Annotated in this window: 8 protein-coding genes; 7 read left to right on the top strand and 1 reads right to left on the bottom strand. The window is 58.5% G+C overall.

Annotated elements, in window-relative coordinates:
- The first annotated feature begins 371 nt into the window (after positions 1–371).
- Together GR303_RS13670 and GR303_RS13665 are read left to right on the top strand one after the other, a co-directional pair.
- A complete protein-coding gene (locus tag GR303_RS13670; protein WP_161722801.1) occupies positions 372–2,504 on the top strand; it encodes a GGDEF/EAL domain-containing response regulator in 2,133 nt (710 codons plus the stop codon).
- 33 nt (positions 2,505–2,537) lie between these two features.
- The gene (locus GR303_RS13665) at positions 2,538–5,027 is read left to right on the top strand and encodes an ATP-binding protein (protein WP_161722800.1); all 2,490 of its coding nucleotides are present in this window, start codon (positions 2,538–2,540) and stop codon (positions 5,025–5,027) included.
- Between the two features lie 98 nt (positions 5,028–5,125).
- On the opposite strand, the gene GR303_RS13660 is transcribed toward GR303_RS13665, so the two are convergent.
- The gene (locus GR303_RS13660) at positions 5,126–6,121 is read right to left on the bottom strand and encodes a crotonase/enoyl-CoA hydratase family protein (protein ID WP_161722799.1); all 996 of its coding nucleotides are present in this window, start codon (positions 6,119–6,121) and stop codon (positions 5,126–5,128) included.
- Positions 6,122–6,424: 303 nt separating this feature from the next.
- Between GR303_RS13660 and GR303_RS13655 the strand changes: the two genes are divergently transcribed.
- From GR303_RS13655 to GR303_RS13635, 5 genes are all read left to right on the top strand, one after another.
- On the top strand, positions 6,425–7,297 hold the full coding sequence (locus GR303_RS13655) for a GGDEF domain-containing response regulator (RefSeq protein WP_161722798.1): 873 nt from the start codon (positions 6,425–6,427) through the stop codon (positions 7,295–7,297).
- Between the two features lie 508 nt (positions 7,298–7,805).
- Entirely contained in the window at positions 7,806–9,263 is a 1,458-nt protein-coding gene (gene hydA, locus GR303_RS13650; protein WP_161722797.1) for a dihydropyrimidinase, read from the top strand.
- A gap of 72 nt (positions 9,264–9,335) precedes the next feature.
- Positions 9,336–10,784, top strand: coding sequence for an amidohydrolase family protein (locus GR303_RS13645; RefSeq protein ID WP_161722796.1), 1,449 nt, complete (start codon positions 9,336–9,338; stop codon positions 10,782–10,784).
- A gap of 7 nt (positions 10,785–10,791) precedes the next feature.
- The gene (locus GR303_RS13640) at positions 10,792–11,463 is read left to right on the top strand and encodes an aspartate/glutamate racemase family protein (protein WP_161722795.1); all 672 of its coding nucleotides are present in this window, start codon (positions 10,792–10,794) and stop codon (positions 11,461–11,463) included.
- 50 nt (positions 11,464–11,513) lie between these two features.
- Complete coding sequence (locus GR303_RS13635) at positions 11,514–12,965, top strand: amidohydrolase family protein (protein ID WP_161722794.1); 1,452 nt, start codon at positions 11,514–11,516, stop codon at positions 12,963–12,965.
- Positions 12,966–13,064 lie beyond the last annotated feature (99 nt).

Below are 13,064 nucleotides of genomic sequence, written 5' to 3'. Positions count from 1 at the left end.
GAGGGTGAAGCTTTATGGAATTGCCCCTGCCTCAGCGTGTACGGCCTGCCTTAACACATTTGGCACAGGAGTTGCCCTCGCGAGAGACAGCAACCGTGTCGACCCATCTTAGGATGCTGCAACTTAATAACTCGATCCTGGCTCTCGGGTGAGATTGAAAGCAAAATACAAGGATTGGTTAAGGATATATATGTCACTTCAGCCAGTATTTATTACCTAACGTTACCTTATTAACGATTATCTTACCCATAGAGGCGAACACGATAAGCAGGATAATTCACTGGTGTATAGTTCCGGCAAGTCTCATCAACAGCCCGCGATAATCTCGCGATCTCTGATATGACTAGGAGTATCCACGCCCGGGGGGGAGCATGGCACTCGTTCTGATCGTTGATGACCGGAGTACAAATCGTAACATCTTCTCCCGCTTGGCCTTGTCGATCGAGGAAGGCATTACCGTGAAGGCTCTTAGCCGGCCGGTCGAGGCTTTGACCTGGCTTGAGAGCAACGATCCCGATCTGATTGTCACCGACTATCGAATGCCGGAGCTCGACGGCGCGGCCTTTACGCAGCACGTGCGCAACAGCATCAACGGTACCGATGTTCCGATCATCGTAATCACTGCCTATGATGATAGAACCTTCCGTCTTCGTGCCTTGGAGGCAGGTGCTACCGATTTCATCAGTTCACCCGTCGATCACTGTGAGTTCGTGACGCGAGCAAGAAACCTGCTCAAGCTCTCCCGCCACCAGCGTTATATCAAGGACAGGGCAATCCTGCTGGAACAGGAGCTTCGTCGCAAGGAGCGCTCCCACGAGGAGTTGATCCGTAGCAGTCAGGAGGCTCTCGCGCAGGTGATCGATACGATTCCTGCAATGGTCAGCGCGACTGATCGTGAAGGGCGAGCAATCTTCGTCAACGCTCACTACGCCAGTTTTGCCGATGCCGACCCCACGAGCCTGCTCGGGCAAAAACTGGCCGACGTCCTCATAAGCAACAAGCGAGACTACGCCGATAAGGTTGATCAGGCTCTCTTTGAAAAGCCTAGAGCTCAGGTTGCGTTCGAGGAGGATCTCGTCGATCAGAGCGGCACCCGTCGCATGTTCCTGACAACAAAGACACCTATGCGGGACACAAGCGGCAGTGTCACCAGCATCCTGACGACCTCAATCGATATCACCGAGCGGAAGCAGGCTGAAGCTGTCCTTCGGCATATCGCATATCACGATCCTCTGACGGATCTTCCTAACCGAAGAATGCTCCACGAGCGTGTGCAGTTCGAACTGACTGTCAGGAAAGAACCCTTTGCTCTTCACCTTGTTGATCTTGACCGGTTCAAATCCGTCAATGACGCTTTCGGTCACTCGAGTGGCGACAGGTTGCTGCTGCAGGTAACCAGCAGATTGATCGAAGCGGCAACTGAGAAAAACATGGTTGCACGCATCTCTGGCGACGAGTTCATCATCCTGCAGTCCAGCATCGACGGATCTCATTCTGCAGAAGCTTTCGCTCAGGACGTGATTGCCAGGCTGTCTACTCCCTTCATCATCGATGGGCATGAGATCGTGATCGGCTGCACGATCGGAATCGCACTGTGCCCCAACGATGACGCCGATGCCGAGAAGCTGCTCAAGTTCGCCGACTTGGCAATGTACCGCGCCAAGGCTGCCGGCCGCAACACTTTCAGATTCTACTCCCCCGAGATGAACGCTACGGCGCAGCCCAATCTTATCCTCGAGACGGATCTGCGCAAGGCAGTGAGCCGTGAGCAACTCGTACTTCACTATCAACCGCAGATCGACCTCCGGACAGGCCAGATGGTCGGCGCCGAAGCCCTGTTGCGCTGGTCCAAGCCGGGCGTGGGGCTGGTGTCCCCTGCGGTCTTCCTGCCCTTGGCAGAGGAAAGCGGCCTAATCGTCGAGATCGGCGCTTGGGTCCTAGGGGAAGCCTGCTCCCAGGCAATGGTCTGGCGTGAGCGCGGTCTGCCCCCCATGCGCATCGCCGTCAATCTCTCACCGGTTCAGTTCCTGCGCCAGGATCTGGTCCAGTTAGTCGCCGATACACTAGCAAAGACCGGTCTTGAGCCGGACCAACTCGAGCTTGAGCTGACGGAGAGCAGTCTCCTCGACGATATAGGACGAACGACAGAGACCCTGAACCGCCTCAAGAAGCTTGGCGTCAAGGTGTCGGTTGACGACTTCGGGATCGGCTATTCCTCGCTAACCTATGTCAAGAATTTTCCTGTCGATAGGCTGAAGATCGACCGGTCATTCATTTCAAGCCTGACAACCAACAGTCGGGACGATGCAATCGTCAGGGCCATCAGTGGCCTTGCAGGAAGTTTGGGCGTCAAGATGATCGCGGAGGGTGTGGAGACACCGCAGCAACTGGAGTGGCTCAAGGCCATAGGCTGCCATGAGGCACAAGGCTACCTGTTCAGCCGCCCCGTTCCTGCCAAGGACTTCGAGGATCTCCTTAAAGCGCCCGGAATCCTAACGATTTGAGTCAGCATCGTTCAAAGAAGGCCATCAACCAATATGAGCACCCTCTTGCAGCGGTTGAAGAAGAGCCCCGACCGCGAATACGAGATGAGCTTCAACCGGATTGCCTTCTTTCTGGTGATCTGCAGCTACACTCTTTTGGCCGCTCCACCAAACGCGACGCAAGCCCTGACGAGCATGGCGGCGTTCGGTGTGGTGTCTGTATTGGTTGCAGCCCACATAATCGTTCACCCTCAGAGAACCAAAGTGCGCCGTTTGGTGGCAATGGCGAGCGATCTGAGCACGACTTCGCTCCAACTCCACTTTGGCGGTGAGATATCTTCAGTATTCTTTCCTCTCTATCTTTGGATCACCTTTGGCAATGGGTTTCGATTTGGCATCTGGTATCTGCGGGTAGCAACCCTCATTTCTGTAGCTTGCTTCACTGCGGTCATCATCACAACGCCGTTCTGGCGCAATGAGCTTCATCTTTCGATCAGTCTTCTTCTGAGCCTGATCGTACTGCCTACCTACACGGGCACATTGATCCGAAGCCTCTCACAGGCCAAGGCTCAGGCTGAGGCGGCCAACCAGGCGAAGAGCCGGTTTCTAGCCAGCGTCAGTCACGAACTTCGAACGCCCCTCAATGCCATCATCGGCATGTCCGAGTTGTTGAGAATGACCAGGCTCGATGGCGAACAGCAAGGAATCGCTCAGACGATCCAGGCTGCGGGAAGCTCTTTGCTGAGACAGATCAACAGCATTCTGGACCTGTCCCGGATTGAGGCGGGTCAGATGCCAATGACGACGGTTGACTTCCATCTGATGGAGCTCTTGTCGACAACTCGGTCCATGGTTTTGGCACAAGCGCGTGCAAAAGGCCTTCGTATAGCCCTCCATGTTCCACCCTGGACACCTCTCGAACTGAACGGCCATCATCATCACATCCAGGAGATTCTGCTCAACCTCCTCGATAACGCGATCAAATTCACTGACCATGGTACCGTTACGCTTACAGCATCCATTGACGCGACGGTTCCAGAAACCGCCATGCGCTTCGAAGTTTCCGACACCGGAATCGGCATATCTCCCTCTGCAATCGACCATATTTTCGAAAGCTTCACTCAAGCGGACGAAACGATCATCAACAGGTATGGGGGCACGGGTCTCGGCCTGACGATCTGCCGTCAGCTGGTCGAAAATCTCGGCGGCAAGATCGGAGTGGACAGCCAAGTCGGCCAGGGAAGCACGTTCTGGTTCACATTGCCGATGCACGTTCTGGACCCGGTAGCCCTCCACTCTGGAATTGCTCATGTTCCTCACACGGTTCTGATGTGCGGTGAGAGCGGCGCTTCGGAGAGACTGGCCGACAGTCTTGTCAAATTCGGCAATATCGTGAAGCTTCCCACCTACGATAGCATCGCGAATTGGGTCGACGCCCACCCCGGCAGCATTGTAACTGTCATCATGACAGAGGCAGTTCCACCAGATCTCCTTGAGCAGAATGACCTTACTCGCGAAGGAGTAGCAGCAATTTGGATCGATCCGTCAACGAGCCGGATGATCCCGCCTCTACAGGCCCGGAGAAGCTTCGTCAGCACCCTTCCTTCTGACTTCACGCAGCAGGAGGCAGAGGCAGCGTGCCTCGTCGCAACCGCGCAACTCGGATTGCTGAAATCCAAGAGTAAGGAAGTTTCTGAGGACGATCTCGCCAGCACTTCCTTGAGGGGCCTCAAGATCCTTCTCGCTGATGACAATCGCACAAACCGCCTCGTCATCACGAAGATCCTCGAGCGCGGTGGTCATGTGGTGCATGCTGTGACGAATGGAGAGGAGGCAATCGACGCGCTTGATGGCGACTCTTTTGACCTCGTCATCATGGATGTCAACATGCCGGTGATGACAGGGCTGGAAGCTGCCAAGCTGATCCGTTTTGGCGAGGGGTCCGGATCACGCATGCCGATCATAGCCCTTACAGCCGACGCGACCGCGGATATGGCCGCCCGTGTCGCCGAAGCCGGCATCGATGCATGCCTGACCAAACCGGTCTATCCGGCAGTACTTCTCAAGCGTATTGAGGAACTCCTCCTTCGCGATCAATCCACCCTGCCATCTGAAGCGGATAGGCTTGAGCTGAGCGGCGCACCCTTCGTTGGAGTTTCGGCCCCCTTCCTCGTGGCAGGCTCAGAGAAGGTGCTTGATGGGAAGGTTCTTCAAGGCTTGGAAAATCTCGGCGGCAAAGCTTTTATATCGACTTTGCTCGATGAGTTCACCAGCGACGCGGAGACGCTCCTGATGGATCTGATCAAATCTGCTACCGAAATGGATGTGTATGCATTCCGGAGTGATCTTCATGCTCTCCAAAGCACCGCAGCCAATATAGGAGCAAAGGCAGTCTATCAGCTCTGTCTGGATTGGCGCGGGACAACCAGTGATGAGCTCGCCGAATATGGCCTCAAACGTGTTGAGCAGTTGGCAAACGAGGTCGAGCAAGCCCAGAACGCCTTGCGTCATTTCTGCTCCGTACAGCCCGCCCCTGTACATTGAGAAGCGGCATCCATCTCGATCTAGCCCATCCGAGCGGAAGGTTGGCCCGAAGGACAGGCTGCTTCAGGATCATGAGATATGCCGTACCACGACCTCGCCTAGCTGGTTCTTTCGAGGATAACCTGGGTATCCGAAACCATTGCGGCGGCAAGCCGACGGTCTTGGGCGGCTGTCAGACGCAGCATCTTGCGCAGATCCGGCTCACCCAATCCCAGGGTGGCGTCGACCCAGATGTCGACGATGTCGCGCAGCTCGTCATAGGTGATGGGATTTACCCGCCGACGTGCACGGTACATCGCTGTGTGGGCATTGTGCTTGCGGCTGTTGCGCTCGATGTACTCCCTGACGACATTCTCGCCATCTCCATCATCAGCCAGAATGTCGACAACGCCGAGCTGATGAAGTTCTTCCGCTGTATAAACCTTGCCGCTCATGATCAGCTTCTCTGCAGCAGCAGTGCCGATCTTCCGGGACAGGAAGCTGTAGGCTCCCATTCCCGGCATCAGGTTGAACAGCACCTCCGGCAGCCCCATCTTCGCATTCTTCTCTGCAACTAGCAGATCAAACGACAAAGCGCATTCAAGCCCTCCGCCGAGAGCGTCACCCTGCACAAGGCCGATTGTGACCACAGGCGCATAGAATGCGGTTGCATTTCCATAGATGACATCGATGCAGGCATAGGCATAAGCCTGCAAGCTTGCTCTATCCCTGGCGCGGATCCGGTCAGCGAAATGGGCAAGGTCGCCGCCCAGGTTGTAGATTCCTGGCGTCGATGATCCGAAGACGACGTATTCGATCGCTTGACGCGGATGATCTTTCGTCTCTCTGGTGATCTGCCGAATGGACTCCTGCATGAAAAGCATGTCCCTCAGAAGATCCATCGTGAAGATTGGGCGCACACTCGGGCGCATGGCTGCCCAATAGGTCCTATTCTGGAAGTCGAGCTTCACATTGATGTTCGGCAGGCGAAGATGCTGTGCACCTGCTGCCGTCTGAGACGGCGTCTGATTTTCAGGAAGCACAAGCTTGGGATCGAAGACGCTCTTCGGCTCAAGGAGAATATAGTTGTCGGATCGTGCTGTGGCACTGAGCATGATCTTGTCCCTGCAAACCGAATAGAACAGGCGGCGAGTTCGGATCATTCACGCCGCTGCCTCTTTATTCAGGCTTCAGCGGCTCTTTTCAACTGAGATTAACGTTCCGTAAACCTAATTGGAATCGATGGTTAACAGAGGATCTGCGATCTTGAAGGCACATTTTTCAGACAATGCTCCTCGTGACGCCTTGTTGAAGGATGTCCCGGCTTTGATCCCGCCATTGAAAGTTCAATAAATTCCTCAGCCTTCATAATTCTCTAGGAGTTTACGAATAGACTGATCAGGGCTTTGAAATTGGCTATGCATATCGTTGTTGTCGATCCCAGCCGTGTGGCGCTGAAAGTTATCTCAAGTGTCCTCGCATCGCGAGGTCACATTGTTTCTTGCTTTACCGACTCCCAGCACGCCCTCGATTTCGTCAGTACCCATGAAGAGGTGAACGGGCTCATCACGAGCCTTGAGGTTCTTCCGATCAGCGGGCTGGAACTCTGCTGGTCGGCCCGGTTGCTGGCTCAGGCTCATAGAAGCCTGTACATCATCGCTATGTCGTCAATGCGGAATTCCCGCAAACTGTCCGAGGCTCTCGACAGTGGAGCGGACGATTTCATCTCGAAGCCTCCTATTCCGGAAGAGCTTCATGCAAGGTTGAGAGCGGCTGAGCGCCTGACCTTCATGCACAACGAGTTGATCAAGCTTGCCGAAACTGACCCTCTAACGGGTCTCTTCAACCGACGCGCGCTCTTTGAGCGCCTGCAACACAGCATCGGCAAGCAGCCCTGCCTCGCGCATGTTTCCTTCATCATGTTCGATATCGATCACTTCAAGTCCATCAATGATCGCTATGGCCACGATGTCGGCGACCTAGCCCTGAAGGCGGCGGCACAGGAATCCGTGCAGGACGGGCTCATCGTCGGCCGCTTGGGCGGGGAGGAGTTCGGCATTCTGTGTCCCCGAATGGATCGGATGGGAGCCTACAGACTTGCAGATGACCTGCGTCTTCGAATGGCAGATCTTCAGATCAGAGCCGCTCAAGTGGGAGAAATCCGACTCACCTGCAGCTTCGGCGTCAGCGAATGGAAGGAGGGAGAGAGCATCGATGCACTCGTCAAGCGCGCAGACTTGGCTCTCTACCAAGCCAAATCAGCCGGACGAAATCGTGTTGTTCTCATGTAGATGGAGATGACAGACCAATCTGTCGAAGCGCACTTAGCAGAGTTGCATTCGTATTGCAGGCATCCCTCCGACTGAGGGCGTCTTAGCGACGAAGATGCCGAGCACCCTCATTTCTCAAAACGATACCTAATTTCGCGATCTCCATCTTCGACCTAACGGCTCTCTTCTCCCTCCGGCAACTCGCCGATTTAGAGCCTGAAACTCGAGTTCGGACGCCAGCTTTGCTTGGCAGACCTGATTGCCTGGACGAGTCGCTACGAGCATAAGACTTTCTCGATTGGATCCGCTGCCCTGTCGTTTCTTCTCCGGATACCGTCAGGAGGTGAACGCTTGGCGACCCCGGAGGCCGGCCCCGTCGGGGGTTTGAAGCAAGCCTATCCATTGGGCTCGCAACGCATATTGTGGGAACCGCCCCCTTGCTGAGACTGAGTGCGTCTGCATAGATTACAGCATGCACAAGAAATGAATCACATCGCCACCTTGAAAAGAAGAATGGGGAGACTCATCGGTGGAGTACGATCTGGTGATCAAGGGAGGAAGCGTCGCGACCACCGAGGGCGTGTTGGCCATGGACGTGGCCATTCATGACGGTACGATCGTTGCGCTCGGACGAAGCCTGCAAGGACGCCGTTCCATCAATGCCGTCGACCGCCTCGTTCTCCCGGGTGGGGTCGACGCCCATTGCCACATCGAGCAGCTCTCCGGCGGCGGCCTGATGAATGCCGATACCTTCGAAACGGCAACCCGGTCGGCAGCTTTCGGCGGGACGACGACGGTTGTCTCGTTTGCAGCGCAGCATCGAGGCGATAGACTCCGGGATGTGGTCGAGAGCTATACCGGACTTGCGGCCGCGGGCGCGGTGACGGATTATGCCTTCCATCTGTGGATTTCCGATCCCACGCCAGAGGCGCTGGAGGCGGACCTGCCCCGCCTCATCGAGGCCGGCCACCGGTCAATCAAGATCTTCATGACCTACGATCGGGTCCGCCTGCTCGACGAGCAGATTCTCGATGTGATGATGGTCGCGCGCAAGCACGGAGCCCTGGTCTGCGCGCATGCCGAGAATCACGGCATGATTAGGTGGATGTCGGACCGGCTCGTGTCACGGGGTTATAAAGCACCAAAGTTTCACGGGGTCAGTCATCCGCGGGTATGCGAGATTGAGGCTTTCGAGCGTCTCATCCGCTTCTCACAGCTCCTCGATCAGCCCATCATGCTGTTCCATGTGTCTACGGCAGAGGGCGCGGCCGTCATCCGGCGAGCGCGTGGGGAAGGTATCAAGGTCTTTGCCGAAACCTGCCCGCAATACCTGTTCCTGACCGCGGGCGATCTGGACCGCCCAGGTCTTGAAGGCGCCAAGTGGATGTGCAGCCCCCCTCCCCGCACCGTATCCGATCAGGAGGCCTTGTGGCGTGCCCTCGAACTCGGCGACCTTCAGGTCGTCTCCTCGGACCATGCTCCCTACCGCTTCGATGAGAGCGGCAAGCTCTCTGCGGGTCCCGATCCGGATTTCAAGCAGATTGCTAACGGGCTTCCAGGCCTTGAGACGCGCCTGCCGCTGCTGTTCGACGCGATGGTGAGCAAGGGTCGGTCGAGCCTCGAGAAATTTGTCGAGCTGACGTCAACGGCCCCGGCAAAGATCTATGGGCTTTACCCCCGCAAGGGCGCGATCGCGATTGGAGCGGATGCCGACATCGCCATCTGGAACCCGGATCGGGAGGTCACGCTGACCGACGACGGGCTGCATGACAATGTCGGCTACAACCCCTTCGCAGGACGGATAGTGAAGGGCTGGCCCGAGATCGTTCTGCGACGGGGCGACATCGTCGTCGCAGACGGAGCGCTCCAGGCAGTACCGGGTTCGGGACAACTGCTGCTGCGCGACTGCGCCGCATCCATGCGCCCGACCGGCAGGCTGAGCCCTGAATTCGATCCGGCCACCAATTTCGGCGCCCAGCTCCTGTGATTTGCACGTTCCAAATCTCATGGTCTCGGGAGCCAGCCATCCTTAACCTCCTCCGCATGGAACCGACCGATCATGGCTGATGCAATCACCGTCATCCGCAAGGCAGCCTGGGTGGTCGCCTGGGATGAAGGCACTTCCCAGCATGTCTACATGCGGGATGCCGACGTCGCCTTCTCACACGCCGGCATCCTCTTTGTGGGTTCTGAATATGAGGGACATGCCGACGAGGTGATTGCCGGCGCCTCGGTCATGGCGATGCCCGGTCTGGTAAACATCCATTGCCATTCGGGTGACGAGCCCATTGCCAAGGGGTTGTTCGAGGATGTTGGAACCGCAGCTCTCTGGGGCAACGCCCTTTACGAATACTCTGCCCTGATCGACTCGGACCCGGATGCCAAGGCTGCGTGCCAGACCGTCATGTTGGGCGATCTGATGCGCAGCGGTGTGACGACGCACCTCGATATCGCTTCGCCTCATTCCAGGTGGCTGACGCTGGCGGCGGAAAGCGGGCTGAGGGCTTACCTTGCCCCCGGTTTCCGGGAGGCGCGGTGGCGGATGGTCGGCAGCTACCGGCTCGATTTCGACTGGGACACGGCTCGAGGGCGAGAGCGCTACGCCGAAGCCCTGGCCTTTGTCGAGCAGGCTCGGGCCCATCCCAGCGGGCGCATCGATGGCGTCATTGCTCCGTCGCAGATTGAGACCTGCTCCGAGGAGTTGATCCAGGAATCTGTGGCACAGGCCCGCAGCCGCGGCATGCGAGTTACCATCCATGCGGCGCAAACCATGGCCGAGCACGAGGAGCTTCTCCGACGGACAGGAGAGACTGCTCCGGCCATGCTGGAGCGTCTCGAGGTGCTCGGGCCGGACCTGATCCTCGGGCATTGCATCTTTCTCGATCACCATTCCTGGACCCGGCAGCGCAGCCGTGACGATCTGATGCGGCTTGCGCAGAGCGGTACGTCGGTGGCCCACTGTCCGGTGACCTTCGCCCGCAGCGGTATGACGCTCGAGAGCCTCGGCGCCTATCGGCGTGCCGGCGTCAATGTCGGCATCGGCACCGACAGCTATCCTTTCAATATGCTCGAGGAGATGCGGGAGGCTCTCATCTGCTCCCGCGTTACGGGACGCAGCGTCTTCGATCTTGATACGGGCGGCTTGTTTTCCGCCGCGACCACAGGCGGAGCGAAGGCCCTCGGCCGCAAGGACATCGGACGTCTGACCCCAGGCGCCAAGGCCGATCTCGTTCTCGTCGATCTCAGCCACCCTGCCATGCAGCCGATCCATGACCCTCTGCGCAACCTGATCCATTGCGCCGCCGAGCGCGCTGTCCGTGACGTCTATGTGGACGGCCGCCAAGTGATGAAGGACCGCCGCGTCGTGAACCTGGATTATGACGGCGCGGTTCGGGAACTGCAGGATGCCCAGAAGCGGGCCTGCGAGCGAGCCGAGCGCGACGACCCGCAAGGCCGCTCCCTCTCCACCCTGGCGCCCTTTTCGCTGCCGTTGGCAGCACGAGGATGAGACGATCATGGGATCAACGGTCTACGTCATCAACCCCAACTCCTCTCAAACCGTTACGGCCTCGATCGACAAGGCAGTGGCTCCCTTGAGGAGCGCCGATGGCCCGGACATCGCATGCCTCTCCCTTGAGGAGGGACCGCCGGGCATCCAATCGCAGCGTGATGTAGACGGTGTCATTGGTCCCATGCTGCGGAAGGCTGCCGAACTGGAGGAAGACGCGGGTGCTTTCGTCATCGCGTGCTTCTCGGATCCCGGCCTCCACGCGCTCCGCGAGCAGAGCCGTCGCCGCGTCTTCGGGATTGCGGAATGCGGGGTCCTGACGGCGCTCACCCTCGGGCAAAGATTCGGGGTGATTGCCATCCTGCCGACATCAATTCCGAGGCATCTCCGCTACTTTGGCGCGATGGGAGTCATGGATCGTTTCGCAGCCGATCTGCCGATCGGTCTCGGCGTGGCGGAACTGTCCGACGAGACGCGGACCCTCAGCCGCATGATCGAAGTGGGGCGCACATTGAAGACCAGCCATGGAGCCGACGTTCTCGTGATGGGCTGTGCCGGCATGGCCAGGTACCGTGCTGCCCTTGAGGAAGCTGTCGGGATCCCGGTCGTCGAGCCGACGCAGGCCGCGGTTGCCATGGCTGTCGGCCATGTCCGCCTCTCGCAGGATTCGGCTGCCTAAAGACCTTGACCGTTCACCCGTCCATCTCACCCGCTCTCAGGGAGCCCGAAATGTCCAATGCCGCTGCCAAGACGACCCTTTTCAGGAACTGCGACTGGGTTGTCGCGTGGGACGAGGCCGCTCGATCACATGTCTACCTTCGCAACGCCGACTTCGTGATCCGGGGCCCGGACATCCTTCATGTTGGAGAGGGCTACTCTGGAACGGCCGACGTCGAGGTCGATGCAAGCCGGATGATGATCATCCCCGGCTTCGTGAACATTCACAGCCATCCCGGTCACGAGCCCGGCTGGAAGGGAATGCTGGAGGAACTGGGCAGCCCGCGCCTTGGTCAGAGCTCCCTCTACGAGTTCATGCCGGTCTTCCAGATCGGCCCCGAATACACCCGGCCGGCGCTGCGCGTTGCGGCCTCGGAGCTGTTGAAAAGCGGCGTGACGACCATCTGCGATCTCGGCAGGCCCCGCGAGACCTGGGCCGACGAATATGCGGAGACGGGCATCCGAGCGGTGCTCTGGGGCATGTTCCGATCCGGCCCCTGGAAGACGACCAACGGCCATTCGGTCGACTACGATCTCGATCCCGCGACGGGAGACCGCCTGCTGCGCGACGCGATCGCCATCGCCGATGCAGCCTCCAAGCACCCGAGCGGCCGCATCACGGGTTTCATCGGTCCTGCTCAGATCGATACCTGTACGGAAGGACAGATCCGTGACGCTCTGGATGCCGCACGCGAACGGAACCAGCCGATCCAGATCCACGCTGCCCAGAGCGTCGTGGAATTCCAGGAAATCATGCGCCGCTACGGCTGCACGCCCATCGAGTGGCTGGACAAGATCGGTGCCCTTGGACCCGATACGATCATCGGGCATTGCATCTTCCTGAACGATCATCCCTGGCTTCATTGGCCGCATGCCAACGACTTCGAGCGCCTGCGCGACAGCGGCGCCCAGGTCGCCCACTGCCCCGTGGTGTTTGCCCGCCGCGGCATCGCCCTGAATACCCTCAGCCGCTACATGAATGCCAGCATCCGCTGCGGGATCGGCACCGACAGCTTCCCCCACAACATGCTCGATGAGCTCCGCATGGCCTGCTATGCGGGCCGCATCATCGCCGGCAGCTTCACGGCCGCCACTACGAGGGATGCGTTCATGGCCGCCACTGCCGTCGGCGCCGACATGATCCGCCGCCCCGATCTGGGACGCCTCGCCCCCGGCTGCAAGGCGGACTTCTCGGTGGTCGATATGAGCAACCCCTATATGCAGCCCGACTATGAACCCATCCGCAGCCTCGTCTATTCGGCCAATGATCGTGCCATCAGGGACGTCTATGTGGACGGCCGCCAGGTGGTTCGCGGCGGAGAGGTGCTGGATTTCGACATCGGGGAGGACATCGAGATGCTGCGCCGAGGTCAGGCCGAGGCGATTGCGGCAGCGCCCCAGCGCGATTGGGCCGGCCGCAGTCTCGAGCAGTTGAGCCCGCGCGTGTTTCCCATGCGCAGTTGATCTGCGTGCGGGCTCCGGCCATCCCTGTTCCGATTAGGTTCGCGAAACACAAAGGCCCCGAGCTTTCTCGGGGCCTTTTGCTTTCCCGCCCTCTCTCCT

It is taken from the genome of Microvirga arsenatis (assembly GCF_009910705.1).
GTDB classification, from domain to species: domain Bacteria; phylum Pseudomonadota; class Alphaproteobacteria; order Rhizobiales; family Beijerinckiaceae; genus Microvirga; species Microvirga arsenatis.
The sequence above is the reverse complement of the archived record's forward strand: the minus strand, read 5'-3'. Positions and strand labels throughout refer to the sequence as shown.

Bases quoted from the DNA above. Each gene is read 5' to 3' on its own strand.
- GR303_RS13670 (WP_161722801.1), top strand. From the start codon at position 372: ATGGCACTCGTTCTGATCGTTGATGACCGGAGTACAAATCGTAACATC.
- GR303_RS13665 (WP_161722800.1), top strand. From the start codon at position 2,538: ATGAGCACCCTCTTGCAGCGGTTGAAGAAGAGCCCCGACCGCGAATAC.
- GR303_RS13660 (WP_161722799.1), bottom strand. From the start codon at position 6,121: ATGCTCAGTGCCACAGCACGATCCGACAACTATATTCTCCTTGAGCCG.
- GR303_RS13655 (WP_161722798.1), top strand. From the start codon at position 6,425: ATGCATATCGTTGTTGTCGATCCCAGCCGTGTGGCGCTGAAAGTTATC.
- GR303_RS13645 (WP_161722796.1), top strand. From the start codon at position 9,336: ATGGCTGATGCAATCACCGTCATCCGCAAGGCAGCCTGGGTGGTCGCC.
- GR303_RS13640 (WP_161722795.1), top strand. From the start codon at position 10,792: ATGGGATCAACGGTCTACGTCATCAACCCCAACTCCTCTCAAACCGTT.
- GR303_RS13635 (WP_161722794.1), top strand. From the start codon at position 11,514: ATGTCCAATGCCGCTGCCAAGACGACCCTTTTCAGGAACTGCGACTGG.